The organism is Burkholderia cepacia ATCC 25416 (assembly GCF_001411495.1).
Classification (GTDB): domain Bacteria; phylum Pseudomonadota; class Gammaproteobacteria; order Burkholderiales; family Burkholderiaceae; genus Burkholderia; species Burkholderia cepacia.
This window is the reverse complement of sequence record NZ_CP012983.1, coordinates 373,763-389,307: the sequence shown is the minus strand read 5'-3', so window position 1 is coordinate 389,307 and position 15,545 is coordinate 373,763. Positions and strand designations below refer to the sequence as shown.

The 15,545-nt window shown below is 62.0% G+C and carries 12 protein-coding genes; 6 read left to right on the top strand and 6 right to left on the bottom strand.

The genetic code is table 11. The features are described 5' to 3' along the window. The first annotated feature begins 203 nt into the window (after window positions 1-203). On the top strand, window positions 204-4,946 hold the full coding sequence (locus tag APZ15_RS41460; RefSeq protein WP_138143342.1) for a hypothetical protein: 4,743 nt from the start codon (window positions 204-206) through the stop codon (window positions 4,944-4,946). 379 nt (window positions 4,947-5,325) lie between these two features. Here the strand turns inward: APZ15_RS41460 and APZ15_RS34060 are convergent, their stop codons facing one another. Continuing rightward, window positions 5,326-5,706, bottom strand: coding sequence for a winged helix-turn-helix transcriptional regulator (locus APZ15_RS34060; protein ID WP_034196196.1), 381 nt, complete (start codon window positions 5,704-5,706; stop codon window positions 5,326-5,328). 81 nt (window positions 5,707-5,787) lie between these two features. Between APZ15_RS34060 and APZ15_RS34055 the strand changes: the two genes are divergently transcribed. After that, window positions 5,788-6,414: an NADPH-dependent F420 reductase gene (locus APZ15_RS34055; protein WP_027792064.1), complete on the top strand. Its 627-nt coding sequence runs from the start codon at window positions 5,788-5,790 to the stop codon at window positions 6,412-6,414. Window positions 6,415-6,589: 175 nt separating this feature from the next. Here the strand turns inward: APZ15_RS34055 and APZ15_RS34050 are convergent, their stop codons facing one another. Continuing rightward, entirely contained in the window at window positions 6,590-7,474 is an 885-nt protein-coding gene (locus tag APZ15_RS34050) for a LysR family transcriptional regulator (RefSeq protein WP_027792065.1), read from the bottom strand. Window positions 7,475-7,580: 106 nt separating this feature from the next. On the opposite strand from APZ15_RS34050, the gene APZ15_RS34045 reads away from it, so the two are divergent. Beyond that, window positions 7,581-8,189: a short chain dehydrogenase gene (locus APZ15_RS34045; protein ID WP_027792066.1), complete on the top strand. Its 609-nt coding sequence runs from the start codon at window positions 7,581-7,583 to the stop codon at window positions 8,187-8,189. On the opposite strand, the gene APZ15_RS34040 is transcribed toward APZ15_RS34045, so the two are convergent. Continuing rightward, the gene (locus APZ15_RS34040; RefSeq protein WP_049096282.1) at window positions 8,183-9,589 is read right to left on the bottom strand and encodes an MFS transporter; all 1,407 of its coding nucleotides are present in this window, start codon (window positions 9,587-9,589) and stop codon (window positions 8,183-8,185) included. The two genes, APZ15_RS34045 and APZ15_RS34040, sit on opposite strands and share 7 nt — an antisense overlap. A gap of 96 nt (window positions 9,590-9,685) precedes the next feature. On the opposite strand from APZ15_RS34040, the gene APZ15_RS34035 reads away from it, so the two are divergent. Then, on the top strand, window positions 9,686-10,558 hold the full coding sequence (locus APZ15_RS34035) for a LysR family transcriptional regulator (protein WP_027792067.1): 873 nt from the start codon (window positions 9,686-9,688) through the stop codon (window positions 10,556-10,558). A gap of 121 nt (window positions 10,559-10,679) precedes the next feature. Here APZ15_RS34035 and APZ15_RS34030 read toward each other — a convergent pair whose 3' ends face one another. Then, complete coding sequence (locus tag APZ15_RS34030; protein ID WP_027792068.1) at window positions 10,680-11,603, bottom strand: LysR family transcriptional regulator; 924 nt, start codon at window positions 11,601-11,603, stop codon at window positions 10,680-10,682. Between the two features lie 67 nt (window positions 11,604-11,670). On the opposite strand from APZ15_RS34030, the gene APZ15_RS34025 reads away from it, so the two are divergent. Beyond that, entirely contained in the window at window positions 11,671-12,288 is a 618-nt protein-coding gene (locus APZ15_RS34025; RefSeq protein ID WP_027792069.1) for a LysE family translocator, read from the top strand. Between the two features lie 93 nt (window positions 12,289-12,381). On the opposite strand, the gene APZ15_RS34020 is transcribed toward APZ15_RS34025, so the two are convergent. Then, window positions 12,382-13,014, bottom strand: a complete 633-nt coding sequence (locus tag APZ15_RS34020) for an FMN-dependent NADH-azoreductase (RefSeq protein WP_027792070.1) — start codon at window positions 13,012-13,014, stop codon at window positions 12,382-12,384. A gap of 132 nt (window positions 13,015-13,146) precedes the next feature. On the opposite strand from APZ15_RS34020, the gene APZ15_RS34015 reads away from it, so the two are divergent. Further along, window positions 13,147-14,025: a LysR substrate-binding domain-containing protein gene (locus tag APZ15_RS34015; protein WP_027792071.1), complete on the top strand. Its 879-nt coding sequence runs from the start codon at window positions 13,147-13,149 to the stop codon at window positions 14,023-14,025. A gap of 20 nt (window positions 14,026-14,045) precedes the next feature. Here the strand turns inward: APZ15_RS34015 and APZ15_RS34010 are convergent, their stop codons facing one another. Next, window positions 14,046-15,521 (bottom strand): coniferyl aldehyde dehydrogenase, encoded by a 1,476-nt coding sequence (locus APZ15_RS34010; RefSeq protein WP_027792072.1) that lies wholly within the window; start codon window positions 15,519-15,521, stop codon window positions 14,046-14,048. Between the last annotated feature and the right edge of the window lie 24 nt (window positions 15,522-15,545).

Genomic DNA, 15,545 nt, shown 5'->3' with positions numbered 1-15,545 from the left:
TTTGGCTTTCGATGCAGGTTTGGAATGGGTTGGGAATCACCGATCAGGATCGACGGGTTGAATCCGCAGACATATTCGGCCGTTCGTCAATGAAAATACACGGTCATTCGAGTGACCGCATCGGTAGCCGAACTCGGACCGATGCGGTTAAAGTTCTGCTGAACCCGGGTTTGTGAATTCAAAACTATACTTCACTATCAGCAATGGCTTCGACCAGAAAAAATACAGGAAACGTTTCTCGCGGAAAACCGGCTCTTGAGCACCATCTCACTAGTCTGAAACGCATTTTGACACTGGGAGATGCTCGCATGCTTGAGCGGCTTGCCGCCAGCCTCATTGGTTCGCTTATCGGCGTAAGACTGGCTGTTTCGGATTCTGGTTTTCAGTTTGGTGCAGATGCCGGGACCGCAGGCAGCCAGGGCCGACACATTCGTATAGAGAGCAAGCGCTATGCGGACGGCACCTCGCTCAACAAACGCGAATTGCAGGGTGAAGTCGACGATGCACTCAAACGGAATCCGCTTCTAGAGCTTTGGATTCTGGTGTGCACACGTCGTGCTGACGAAGGACTCAGAGAGACGCTGAACGGGAAAGCCGACTCTGAGGGATTGCCCATTGCTGTTATCGACTGGGACGATCAGAGTGGAGGAATACCAGAACTCGCGGCGCTCTGCGCAGTCGATCCAGAGCTTGTAAAGCGATTCTACGGTAAGCCTGCGAGCGACGCCGCACTGGCAATCCACGAAGCCGCCCAACCGGTAATCGGAATGATTCGCCGGGAACTGGAGCCCTGGAAAATCGGATTCGATTCTGTGCGGGAAGCTGCGGCGCAGCGTATTGTTTCTATCTGGAACAATGCCACCGAGTCAACCGCGCTTTTTGCACAGAACGCAGCGGGCGGCGCTGCCGACATCTTTATTACCAGGAAAACTGTTCTCGATCAGTTGGATAACTGGTGGGCAAAGCCTTCGTACCAGCGCGCTATTGCTCACGGCAGTGAGGGCGTCGGCAAAACGTGGACAATCCTGCACTGGATTGTGCGTGAACTGGAACGTCTACCTATTGTTCTCGCGATACCTTCATCGGCGATCCGTCGTTTAAAGGGGCTCTCAAACGGCACCTTGCAAGAGTTTCTCGGCGACGAGCTGTACGACCTCACTCGTAGCAGGAACCGTGTCTACTGGGAACAACGTGTCCGCCGACTGCTTAGCCGTCCGGCCGAGGAAGGGCCAGCTCTGCTGCTAACGTTGGACGGGCTGAACCAAGAGCCATCGTTCGAATGGGTGCGCCTTCTCCAAATATTGCAGGGCGAGACGTTTCACACTTCAGTGCGTACTCTGGTCAGTGTCCAGACTCACTTCCTTGAAAATCGGCTTCAGGGGCTTCGCTCGGCCCCGAATACGAGCGTACGCATAGGAATTGAACCCTACAGTGACATCCCGGGGGGAGAGCTCGATGAGTTGCTAATCGCACATTCCATTCCGCGTACAGAGTTGTCTGCGGACCTCGTCAGGCTGGCCTGCATTCCAAGGCTCTTTCCGCTCGTCGTCCGATTCCGTGAAGAGGCGTCGTTTAAGGGGGGCGTGACGGTCAATCGTCTGTTGTGGGCCTATGGCCGAGACGAATTGGGGATGCGAGAAGGGCGGAGCTTTTCAGAGCTGGAGTGGACTCAATGGCTGGTTGCTCAGGCGAATAAATATCTTGAACAGATTGGAAGTACCGGTGCAGATCTCGCACGGCTCGCAGAACAGTTCTCATACACGGCAGATGAACTTGCAAGTTCGGCGCAGGTGAGTGCTCGCAGTGTCGACGACAACTATAGACGCCTAAGCGAAATCATTTCTGGCGCGTGGATGGAAGAAGTCCCCGGTAGACTTGGGGTTCATCGTCCAAAGGAATCGACAATTCATCTCGCTTTGGCAGCGGCGTTGCTGACAAAGTTGGAGGAGGCCTCGGCAAACGGCCATGATGTAACCGCAGCACTTGAAGAGTGGCTAGATCCAATTGCTTCCACATCGGCCTCGCCCGATATCCTTTCCGCGGCTATCTCTGTGCTTGTTGCGCGAGGTGCGGCAATTATGCAGGACGTCACGACGCCTGTTCTTTTTGCACTATTACAAAGCCAGAACGCAAACGACGAGCATCGGAATGAGGTAGTAGACCTTGCCCCCGCGCTGGCAGTGCCCTTGCTCGATGTGACCGAAATGTCCAGTGGCCGTGCAATGGCCTCTGCTCGCAGCTGGGCTGTGCAAGCCCTCCGCCTTATTACACCTGCCGGCGGCACAGTCTGGAATGCCGTTCTTGACCGACTGGTCGAGTGGGTGGCGCGAGTGCCATGTCCGTCTCCTGAGGAAAGGATTCGCGACAAGGATGCTTCTGCAATGCTCTCCCGGCATCTTGTCCACTTGATTGGTACCGATGAGGCCGGAATCCATCCTGTGATGGGCATTCCACTTAGGTTACAGCATAAACGATTCGATGATTTGCGCGAGCTCGTTCCAATTCTTCTGCAGGGAAAAGCACTGCATTCTGCGGAGAGAGTTTTTGCTGCCACTTGCGTCGTGCATCACGTGGACATGTTAGGTAGTGATTTTTGGCTCGCAATGCGTTGGCTAGTTCTTCTCAATCAGGTGGACCGCGATGAAGTGGTCAGAATGCTGGTCCGCATATCGGACGCGGCGCTGCATGTCGTGACCGAGAAGGGTGTTCACAAGGATTTTCAGCAACAAATTGCAGCCTTCCTGCGCTGGCTCGCGGGCACTGAAACGTCGGAGGCGGAGGCGTCCGCAATTCAGGATCGCCTGCCAGGTAATTTCGAATACCAACGGGATTACCTCGCCAACCCGAGTCAAAGCTTCTATGCACTTGAATATCGTCATACATTACAGGTGCTGGGCAATTCGACCCTGCCCGTTTTGAGACGAGCAGAACGTACGGCCCGGTACTGGGCAGCGCCTAATTTGAATGTGCCGAAGTCGTTTGTTGATGCATTGGCCGAGACCGCAAATGCACTCGACGTTAGTCTGCTCAGAACAGGCATGACATCGACAATTGAGGACCATAATTTCGATACTTTAGTTGGAGTGCTGGGTCGCTTTACCCCCGACGCACTCGGCGCGCTGGTGACACGTTTTCTCAGGCAACTTGCTGAACGCACTGATCAAGCTCGCCACTGGGCGGGTTTACAGGCTCCAGACCACGTGCTGCTTGTGGACGATGCTGCTGCCAACGCTGCGAGTATGTTACGGCACAAGCAACCGACCGTACTGCACAAGGATGAACAATTTGTCGCGGCACGACTGGTCCATCTTGAACTTCTGCCACTAGATGTGAGGTCCCAACTCGACCTGCTGGCGGAAGCGGAAGGCGTCCCGATTTCTCTCACGCTTCGCTACACGTTGAAGCCTGCCGACTCCGGTACGCTGTCCCGGTTTATTGAAGACCGGGGTGTGGAAAATCAGCGGGTGATAGAGGTGGTATTCGCATCTCTCGGATTTCATCCAGTACCACTGCCAGAATCCGAAGTCGAACGTCTCGCGAATGTTGCGTTGGCTCTAGAACATGAGGTGCTTCGCAACGTAGCATTTATTGGTCTTTCAACCTCCAACCCTGCGTCGTTCGGCCGGGTGCTGCTGCAAAACGGATGGTGTTTTAAAGCGAGCCAAACCGTCTTCGAGCAGGAGTACGGAAGCGCTGCCGTGCTTGCGGCTGCGAAGGAGCGGTCGTTGATCTCACTGGCAGGTCTTGTCGCCCCGTGGTCGTTGCTACGTGCAGCTCTCGAGCGAGGCGCCGCAGAAGAGGATGTGAAAGTCGCTGCTCAAGCTCTAGATGCGACGTTAAGTGCCAGCCAGCATCTAGACATCGGCGTGCTGGACTCCGATGTCACGATCGACGTTTCGGACGCTATTGCTCGGCTATCGCTGCACGCTCGCCAGAACGAGGAAAATGTTCAGTCTCTTGCGGAGATGTTTGATTTCAAGAAGCGGGAGGCACGTGAGCGTGCAGCTCGATCCAATACGTTGGCTCAACTTGAACGGGCGCGTACCGCTGGCGCGAATCTGTATTCGATACTATTCCCAACAGTACAAGCGCGATTGCTTGTGAAGAGCGCTTCAGCCGAGGTCGACGCGTGGCTGGACGGGATGGAGGAGCTGACGGTTGACTTTGTCCGACGCGTGAATCAGGCGGGGGGGTTATTTGTGGCGCTCTGCGAGGCTCTGATGGAGGTTGCTCCCATTCGCGGTATTGCCCTTTGGCGTGCGCTTAAACGCTCCCTTCGTGTCAAATTCACTGGTATCGCTGGCGTTGACGACCTGATGCACATGCCATTTCGGGTAGACGGCGGTCCGGCAATCAATCAGTTTCGCGACGAGTTGTATCAGCTTCAGGGCAACGCGACGACCGCCGACTACGTGGAAACGGTCGTCTGCGCACTCGCAAATGGTCGTCGCGACTGGCTGGATTCACGGATCTTGGCTGATGAGAACTCGACAGAAGATTGGCGACGCAAACGCGCAATCCTGTTGCGGGGACTGACGGACCATGTCGCTGTTGACGAACTGGAGTGGCCGGAAGGAGACTTGAACGAAGGTTGGGGGCAAGTAAAGCGGGAAGCGCAATTCTGGCGTAACCGGTCGGCTTTCTCTCGGTATTGGTGGCAAGAGTTTGTTTCGGCGAGCAGCGCGGAGGCGGCCTACGCCGCATGGCAGGTTCTGCTCACCTGTGTGGACCGAAAAATCTGGATTTGGATTGACCAGGATTTTGCAAGTCTCGACGAGTCGGATCTGTTGTCGCGGAGAAAGCTGTTACATCTTCAACTGTCGAGACGAGCGCTTGAAAGAGCAGTCAACGACGGGGAAAAGAAAGCCGGGAACAACGCCACTGAAAGTCTAATGTCCTGGAAGGCTCCCAACCATTGGCTAGATTTGTCAGTGGTGCAAGGCTAGAAGTACTTTTTTTGCGCGGCAATTACAAGGTCTCATAGCTGAGTCGCACGCAGATCGCGTCGTACGTCGGCTCCGGCTGATGACCTGCCGACCAACATGGCCGCCCGAATGGCCGTTATAGATTGAACGCTGCCTTTGAGTACACGTGGTCCCGTAGGACCGCTGCGGGTCGGTTTCCGCCTCGGTCACCACCGCTAGTTCCCAACCGCGCCCATCCCCATCACACATACGCGCGAGTATTCAAGCAGGAGGTGATCGGAGAATTGTTGGAACCGGGCATTGTCACGCACCTGCGTTATCAGCGGACTCTCGAGTGACCGCGCGAACTACGAGCATGCCGGCACATAAAAGGCTTGACCCCAACCCGCCCCCCCTCCCCCTACTCCGCATGCTCACGATCGAACGCACGATTACTCGCCTCGATCGTCGCGAGCGCATTCTCCGCCCATGCCTTGAGATCGATGACGAGCGGAAGCAGCGTACCGGCCAGAGAACTCAGCGCGTACTCGACACGCAGCGGCAGTTCGTCATAGACATTGCGCACCACCAGTCCGTCGCGCTCCATCGCGCGCAGCGTCTGGGTCAGCATCTTCTGCGAGACACCTTCCAGGCGGCGCTTGATGTCGCCAAAACGCATCGGCCCATCCTTCATCGCGACCATGGCCAGCACGGTCCACTTCTGCCCGATACGCGCGAGCACCGCGCGTGACGGACAGACTTTCAGGAACGCATCGGGCGGCAACTCGATCTTCTTCGTCATGGTTACCCTCGGGTACCTAATTGATTGCAGAAACCGGAATTGAAAGAATGATGCCACCCAATCAATCGTGAGGTGCATGCCATGAAGATCGCATTCCTGGGCGGTGGAAACTTTGGCGGGAATCTGGCCGAATTGCTGGTCGCGGCGGGACATGATGTGGTAGTCGGCTTGCGCAATCCCGCGAGGGCGCGCCCGGGCGCCCGGTACCGAATCGCGTCGCTGGACGAGGCCGCGACGCATGGTGATGTTGTCATCATCGCTGTCCTCTATCAGGCGTGCGCCGAGGTACTTCCCTCCCTTGCGCATCGGCTGGCCGGCAAGATCGTTGTTGACGCAACGAATGCGCTCAAGGACGACTGGTCGCCACTTCCGCTGGGGGCCGACGGATCGGCAGCCGAGGCGATCGGCCACCTGCTGCCGGGCGCGCGTCTGGTGAAGTGCTTCAACACGGTGTTCGCCGACATCATGACGCCGGATCGCATCGATCGCGGTGGCCATGCCGTTACGGCATTCATCGCGGGCAACGACGTCCAGGCCAACACGACGGTCGCCGAGATCGCGGAAAGCGCGGGGTTCGCGCCCGTCGTGACCGGCCCCTTGAACAACGCCCGTTATCTCGAGGCGATGGCACACCTCAATATTCAGATCGCCATAGGTCGGGGCGGCGGAACGAATGCCGGCTTCGTGTACCACCGCGCGCTCGCTTAGAAGCCCGGGTGTTCAACCTCGACGCGGTCGCCAATGGAATCCCGGCCGCGCAGAAATAGCGCGGCGCCAGCGGGCGGCGATCGCTTCGGCTCACAAGTGTCACGCACCCGCAACGCGTCGCTTCCTGTCGACATTCGATTCGCCACGAATCCCCGATCGCTACCTGCGTTCGACTTCAACGCCCCGCACCATGCTCGATCAAATGCTCGACGAAACGAGTCAGCTTCGGCAATGGCCGCCGATCGTGCCGATACACGATATGAACCGGATGCGGCGCCGGCAAGTACGCTTGCAACACCGGCACCAGCGCGCCACTCGCCAGATCGTGCGCCACCAGAACTTCAGGCTGCAGCAACAATCCCGCGCCCGCGATGGCGGCCATGCGCAGCCCGTTCCCGTCGTCGCACGTGAAGACCGGATCCTGCGAAACCTGCGGCCCGTCCCACCCACCGAGCTTCCACCCGTTACGGCCGTTCCACACCGAGTGAGACAGGCAGTGATGCACGCCCAGATCCTGCGGCGTCTCCGGACGTCCATGCCGCGCGAGGTAACCGGGCGATGCGCAAATCACCATGCGATACATGGTCAACGGTTTTGCGATCAGATCGACGTCACCCAGTTCACCAATTCGAACGGCGAGATCGAAACCCTCGTCCACCAGGTCGACGACGCGATTGCTCAACACCAGCTCGATGCGCACGAGTGGATGCATCTGCTGGAACGTCGCGGCCAGCGGCGCGACGACGCATGCACCGAAGGTAATCGGCGCGCTGATCCGCAACGTGCCGGACGGCGACGCACGCAATCGCTCGACCGATGTCTCGGCGATCCGCACCTGTTCAAGCGCGCGCTTGGCATCTTCGTAGAACACGCGCCCCGCGTCCGTCAGGCTCTGCCGTCGCGTGGTGCGCTCCAGCATGCGCGCGCCGAGGCGCTCTTCAAGTTCGCGCACGTACTTGCCGACCATGACCGCCGACATGCCAAGCCGCTGCGCCGCCTCGGTGAAGTTGCCCCCTTCCACGACGGCAACGAAGGTTTCCATTGAACGCAGCTTGTCCATATTGCGAACTGGCGATTAGTAGTGTCGGAAATTAGAGCACATTTATCTCAATATTGGTTCGAAGAACAATGGCTGCTCCAACCTGAAATCGAAAAGGAGTGGTTCCATGAAGATCGTTGTAATCGGCGCCGGCGGAGACGTCGGACGTGCCGTGGCAGATGAGCTTGCGCGTGACGGAAGACACGAAGTCGTTCGCGTGGGTCGCACCTCCGGTGACCATCAGGTCGACATCACCCATGACGAGAGCGTGAGCGCGCTGTTCGAGAAGATCGGGCAAGTCGACGCAATCGTCGCCGCCGCGGGCAATGTCATCCTTGCCCCGATCGAGAAGATGACGGCGGCCGATTTCCACAAGGGATTGCAGGACAAGCTGCTGAGCCAGGTCCGCATCGCACTGGTGGGCCAGCACTATCTGGTCGACGGCGGGTCGATCACGCTGACCTCGGGCATCGCGGTCGATGATCCGATTGCGCAAGGTGCCCATGCCGCCGCATCGAATGCCGGAATTGAAGGATTCGTGCGCGGGGCCGCGTGCGATTTTCCGCGCGGCATCCGGATCAACGTCGTGAGCCCGACGGTGCTGACGGAATCCATGGATCGGTTCGGTCCGTTTTTTCCCGGCTGCGAGAGCGTGCCGGCGGCACGTGTGGCAATGGCCTATCGACGCAGCGTGGAAGGCGTGCATAGCGGTCGCGTCTATCGGGTCGGTCATTGACGTTGAGGGTTCGCCCCGCGAGCCCGAATTCCTCGCGCCCCTGCCTGCCCCAGATTCCGCCACGCCATCACCGCACCGGCCACCAGCAACAGAACGGAAACGATCAACGCCCGCGCCATCCCGTGAACGAACGTCGCGCTGTCTGCCGCCCGAACGAAGAAACCAAACAACGCGACGCCCAACACGCCGCCCACCTGCCGGGCCGTATTCAACAGCCCGGACGCCACCCCTGACTGCGCGGCGCTCACCGCCGCGAGCGCCGCGTCCGTGATCGTCGGTATCGTCAGCGCGATGCCGCTGCCTGCCAGCAGCATCGGTATTGCGAGCAGCGCGTTGGAGTGCACGGCGATCGCCGGCCACATCGCGAGATACCCGACCGCGGAAATCGACAGGCCGGCCGTCGCCAGCGTGCGCGCACCGAGCCTGCCGGTGAGTCTGCCGGAAGCGATGCTCATGGCCATCAGCACACCCATCATCGGCAGAAACGCGACACCCGTACGCACGGGCGTCATATGCCACACCGACTGAAAAAGCAGGCTCAACGTAAACACGATCCCGTAGAAGACCAGATTCGCGATCGCGCCGATCACGATCGAACTGCGGACGATCCGGTCCTGCCACAACGCAGATGGCAGCATCGCGTCCGGATTACGCGCTTCCAGCCGGACGAACGCGATGCCCAGCCCGACGCACAACGCGAACGCGCCCACGATGACCGGGTTGCGCCATCCCAGTGCACTGATCTCGGTCGACGCGAACGTGAGCGCCGCCAGCGCCAACGCACCGGTCAGTTGTCCGGGAAGATCCAGGCGCCTTCCGCGCTGCGCTTTCGTGTCCGGCGCAAACCGCCATGTCATCCAGATACCGGCCAGGCCGACCGGCACATTGACCAGGAAAATGCTGCGCCAACCCACGGCAGCGATGAGCAATCCGCCGGCCAACGGCCCCGCGGCCAGCGCGATGCCGCCGCCGGCGCCCCACCAGCCGATCGCCCGGCTGCGCGCCGCCGCGTCGTCGAATGCGACGCGCAGCACGGCCAGCGAGTTCGGCACCAGCAGCGACGCGCCGATCCCCTGAACGAGCCGCCACGCGATCAACGCTTCCATCGAATGCGCGATGCCGCAGCCGATCGACGAGAGCGTGAATATCGCGTAGCCGGCAATGAACACGCGCTTTGCGCCCAGCCGGTCGCCGAGGGCGCCGGCCATCAGCAGGGTCGCCGCGAACACGAGCGCATACGCATTGACGACCCATTGCAGGTCCGTGACCGCTGCGCCAAAGGCCGTCCGCAATGCATCGAGCGCAACGTTGACGACGCTGACGTCGATCAGGACGACAGCAAAACCGAGGCACGCGGCCGTTTGAACCAGCCGCGGGTGATGTCTGGATGAGGTCTGCATCGGCAATCCTTCGCATGGGGAGGATTGCAGCGTAGAGGATCGCCTTCTGTGCGAATATTCCGCGAAACAGCACAGCAACCTGGAGAAAATGCACCGATGTTCGACTGGGAAAACCTGCGCTACTTCGTTGCCGTCGCACAAACGGGGAGTCTTTCGGCAGCCGCCAGGCGCTTGAATGTCGACCACGCGACCGTCAGCCGCCGCTTGGGCGCACTCGAAGCGGAACTGAAGATCCGCGTGATCGACCGGTTGCCGCGCGCGTGCCGGCCGACCGCCGCCGGCCGGCAGATACTCGAGCTCGCCGAGAAAATGGAGGCACACGCGTTTGCGATCGAGCGCCTCGCGCTCACGGAACACCTGCCGATGCACGGCACCGTGACGATCAGCGTGCCGCCCGTACTCGCAAACAACTTCTTCGCGAATCATCTACATGAATTCGCGCAATTGCATCCGGGCATTCGGCTATCGATGGCCAGCCAGGCGCAACGCGTGTCGCTCGCCCGTCGTGAAGCCGATATCGCCGTGCGCCTGTTCCGCCCCGAGGAACCGCAAAACGTGACGCGCAAGCTGGGCGAGATGGCGTTCGGGCTCTATGCGAGCCGCGACTATGCGCACGCGTCGTCGCCCGACGACTGGGCCTTCATCTGCTACGACGCGCAATTCGCGGAAATGCCGCATCAGAGATGGCTCGAGTCGATCGCGCGAGGCCGCCGTATCGCGTGCGAGGTGAGCGACATCACGACACAGCAGGTGGCGGCACGTACAGGCATCGGCGTGGCCGGGCTGCCGGTGTTCATGGGCGACGACGATCCCGTGTTGCAGCGCCTGCCGTTCGACGGGGAACCGTACGCCCGGGATCTCTGGCTGGTCGTGCATGCCGACCTCAGACATGCGCCGACGATTCGCGCGGCAATCGACTTCATCGTGGACGTGACGGGCAGGACGTTCGCGCCGGACGCCCGACCGTAGCGACGGCGACTACGGTCACCCGATCGCGCTGGCCGAGCCGGCTGTCAGCGCGCCGCTTCAACGTCGGAAGCAGCCGGTCTCGCTCATCGTCGACCGCCCCTCCCCGGCATCCGCGCGCCGATCAGGCCACCGCCCTCAACCACGCAAGCACATCCGCCTGTGCACGGCCTGCCACCACCGGCTCCGGCGTCAATAGACAGTAATGCGAACCATCCTCGACGAACCCCATCGGCGCGACCAGCACGCCGCTTTCGATATCGTCGCGAACGAGATGCCACGGGCCGATGGCGACACCCAGCCCCGCAACCGCCGCCTGCAGGCTGAAGTAGAAATGGTCGAACACCTGCCCGCGCCCGCTCACGGCCGGCTGATGCGCGGCAACCGCCCATTCCTTCCACGCGTCCGGCCGTGTCCGCGTATGCAACTGCGGAACGTCCGTCTTCAACGAACGCTCGCCGCGACGAGCGGAAAACCACGCATCGACCTTGTCCGGCCGGCAAACCGGCCCCACCCGCTCCGCGAACAGACGCTCCGCGTGGTAACCCGCCGGCCACGCAAAGTCGTTGCGTCGAATCGCCATGTCGATGCCGCTGTCGAATGAAAACGGGCCACCCGCGGCAGCCAGGTGAACGTCGATGCCCGCATGTCGCGCCTGAAAATCCGGCCAGCGCGGAATCAGCCAGCGCATCAGAAGCGTCGGCTCGCACGACAGGACCCAGCGCCGCGCCCGGGCGGCCTCGGTGCGCAATTCCTGCGCGGCGTGACGCATCAGCCCCAGCCCGTCGTGGACCGCCTGCGCCAGCTTGCGGCCCGCGTCGGTCAGGAACACGCGCCGGCTGCGCCGCTGGAACAGCGCCACGCCCAGGTCGTCCTCGAGCAGCCGCACCGCGCGGCTGACCGCGCCGTGGGTCAGGCACAGCTCGTCGGCGGCACGACTGAAATTCTCGTGACGCGCCGCCGCCTCGAAGCAACGCAGGGCCATCAGCGAAGGCAGGTTCGCGCGCATCGATTGTGAATCCATCTCACCATTCTGGTCAGAAATCATCGCTTTTCCGGATGAAACTTGACCCATAAGATTGCGCCATCAAGCCATCAATCGCAAGGACAGGACGATGACCGAACTGATAGTTGTAGTCACCATCACGCTGCTGGCCGTGATCAGCCCGGGCCCGGACTTCGCGATGGTCACGCGCAACAGCCTGATGCTGTCGCGTCGCTCGGGCGTGCTCACCGCGCTGGGTATCGGGCTGGGCGTGACGGTTCACGTGAGCTACACGCTGCTGGGCGTCGGCCTGCTGATCCGGCAATCGTTGTGGCTCTTCAATGCCGTCAAGCTGATCGGCGCGATCTACCTGGTCTACCTCGGCGTGAAGATGCTCATGACGAAGGCCGGCAGCAGGCAGGCCGACGCGCCGGCCGCACCGCTGTCGGACCTGGCCGCGCTGCGCACCGGCTTCCTGACCAATGCGCTGAACCCCAAGACCACGGTGTTCATCGTCAGCCTGTTCATGCAGGCCGTGCGGCCCGACACGCCGTTGATCGTGCAGATCGGCTACGGTGCTTTCATCGCGCTGGCGCACGCCGGCTGGTTCAGTCTGGTGGCCGTGTGCTTCTCCGCGACGGCCGTCCGCGATCGCCTGCTGTCGCTGCGGCACTGGATCGACCGCACCTTCGGATGCCTGCTCGTCGGCTTCGGCGTTGCGCTCGCCATCGCGCGCGGCGGGCGCTGATCCGGGCGTCCGCCCCGCACGCCGACACAAGCGCCGGGAGCACACCGCAGACGCACCGACTCACCGGCGCACCGGATACGCTGCGCGGCAGCGTCAGAACCCGCGCGCGATCGATCGGGCTTCGTCGATCGCGCGGCTGCGATCGACCTTTCCGTCGGCACCGAACAACGTACGCTCGACGACGATGCCCGTGACGTCCGTCACGCCCACGAACCTGAGCCATGTTTCCATGTACGGGCGCTGAAGATCGAACTCTGCGGCCGGCGTAAACGAACCCGGCGACTGATAACCGAGCCCGCGCGCGTAGACCACGGCCGCCTTTTTCCCGGCCAGCTTGCCGGTGAAGCCCGTGTCGTCGAACGTGAACAGCACGTCCTTCTGCGAGATCGTATCGATCAGGTGCTTGAGCTTGTACGGAATGCTGAAATTCCACAGCGGCACGCCGAACAGGAACTTGTCCGCTGCGTGGAACGGCGCTGCGAGCTGCTCGATCCGCTGCCATGCCGCCGCCTGCGACGGTGTCAACGCGGTGCCGCTCAGCCCCGCATATTTCGCGGCCAGCGCGTCTTCGTCGAATTCGGGCATCGCCAGATCCCACACGTCGAGCTTTCGTATTTCATGATCGGGATGCGCATGCCGGTACGCGTCGAGAAACGCATTGCACACTTCGATGGATGCGGAATATGCCTTGTTGGGTGAGCCTTCGATATAGAGCACGCACGTCATGGAGCCGGTCCTTGCCAGGAGTGACGGCGACGCGCCGGATGCGCGGTCGCCCACTACGGTTCGCAGCGTATCGAGCCCGCTTATAATTTGGAAACGATATTAATTGATTGAATTAACCCGGATTTGTGATCAATGGAGAATCCTCTCGACACGGCGCTGCTTCAGACGTTCGTCGCGGTCGCCGACGTGCGGAGTTTCACCGGCGCCGGTCGCAGGCTGAATCTCAGCCAGTCCGCGGTCAGCGCCCAGATCGTTCGTCTCGAAGAACAGGTCGGCCAGGCGCTGCTCGTGCGCAATACGCGCAGCGTCACGCTCACCGCGCATGGCCAGACGCTGCTCGGTTACGCGCGCGCGATGCTCAATCTGAGCGGGGAAGCGAGGGCGCGGCTGGGAGCCGGCGACGCAGCCGATACCCGGCTGCGCATCGGCGCATCGGAGGATTTCGCGGAAGGCTGGCTGCCGGACGCGATGCGCCGCCACTCGGCCACGCGGCGCGGATTGCGGCTGGATCTGACGGTCGACATCGGCGACAGCTTGTTTCGGCGGCATGCCGACGGCGAATTCGATCTCGTGATCGGCAGCCGGTGCGCGCACACGGATCAGGGCGCGACGTTGTGGCAAGAGCCGCTCGTCTGGGCATTTGCGCGCCACGAGCGGTTGCCGGAAGGCGAGGTGGCGCTCGCGTGCTTCCCCGATCCTTGCCCGTACCGGGGCGCCGCTCTCAAGGCGCTCGCGCTGGCCGACCTGCGCTACCGGATCGCATGCGAAAGCCCGAGCGTCGCCGGCATCCGGACATGCGTGCGCGCCGGCATCGCCATCGCGCCGGTGCCGCGCAGCGCGATCGACGGCACACTCCGGGAACTCGGCGTGGCCGACGGCTTGCCGGAACTGCCGGAAGTCGAATTCGTGCTGATGCATGACGCGCGGATGCCGGCCGCGGTCGAATTCGCCGCGACGATCTTCGACGAAGCCGCCGTTCGCACGGGAGCGGGCAAGCGCACTACGCCCTAGCAGGCATCGTGCGGCCGCGTTCAGCGCTTGGCGCTCAATCCCGCGCGCACGCCCACCGGTTCCCGGCTCCGCCCGAGCAGCGCCGCCAGCGAGAGATCCGCGAGCTTGCCGAACGGCGCGCGCAGCAGGCTTGGCAGGTTCCAGCGCCCCTGCACGAACACGCCCTTCGCGTGGCTCATCGCGCGGAATCCCTCGATGCCGTGATACGCGCCCATCCCGCTCGGACCAACGCCACCGAACGGCAAGTCTTCCTGCGCGACATGCAGGAGCGTGTTGTTGATGCCGACATTGCCCGACGTGGTGCGCTTGAGCAGCGACTCGCAGTCGCCGTCCTGCGCACCGAAGTAATACAGCACGAGCGGACGCGGACGCGCATTCACGTAGTCGACGACTTCGTCGATCGTGCGATACGTGCGCACCGCCAGGATCGGCCCGAAGATTTCTTCCTGCATGACGGCCGTATCGTCGCCGGCGCCGACGATCAGCGTGGGGGCGAGCGTCCGCTTGCGGGTCGCCGCCTGCTGCGGGCTCACGCCCGCCTCGATCACGCGCGCGCCCTTGCTGCGCGCTTCGTCGACGAGCCCCTTCAGGCGATCGTAATGCCGGTCGCTGACGATCGACGTGTAATCCGGGCTCGTCGGCCCGTCCGGATAGAAGCGCGCGACGGCCGCATCGTATTGCGTGACGAACGCGTCCAGGTCGTCTTCATGCACCAGCGCATAGTCGGGCGCCACGCAGGTCTGTCCGCCGTTCGACAGCTTGCCGAACACGATGCTCGACATCGTCCGGCCATCGACATGCCCCCGCGCGACGATCGCCGGGCTCTTGCCGCCGAGTTCGAGCGTCACCGGCACCAGGTTCTCGCTGGCCGCCTTCATGACCTTGCGGCCCACCTGTGTGCTGCCGGTAAACAGCAGATGGTCGAACGGCAAGCCGCTGAAGGCCGCACCGACTTCCGGGCCGCCGAGCACGACCGCGACTTCTTCGCTCGGGAAGGTCTCCGCGAGCATCCGGCGCATCACCTCGCTGGTGCGCGGCGTCAGTTCCGACGGCTTGAGCATCGCGCGATTGCCCGCGGCCAGCGCGGTCGCCAGCGGAATGAAGGTGAGCGAGAACGGGTAATTCCACGGCGCCATCACGCCGATCACACCCAACGGCTGGTACTCCACGTGAGCCTGCCCGGCCCGATAGAAAATCCCGACGTGCCGGCGCTGCGGCTTCGTGAAGCGGCGCAGGTTGCGCGTCAGGTAGTCGATCGCCTGGATCACGCCGACCAGTTCCATGATCGCGGTCTCGTGCCGCGAGCGATTCCCGAAATCGGCGCTGATCGCCTCCTCCACTTCGCGGCGATACGCCAGCACCACGGCGCGCAGCCGCGCGAGCCTGGCCTTGCGCTGCTGCAAGGTCGGCGGCCCCTCGCTGACGAACGCGTTGCGCTGGCGGGCCAGCAGCACCGCCGGGTCGAAGCTCGAGATGGATTCTGCGGAAACGGCCATGGTGAACCTCACGAGGTTGCGTCG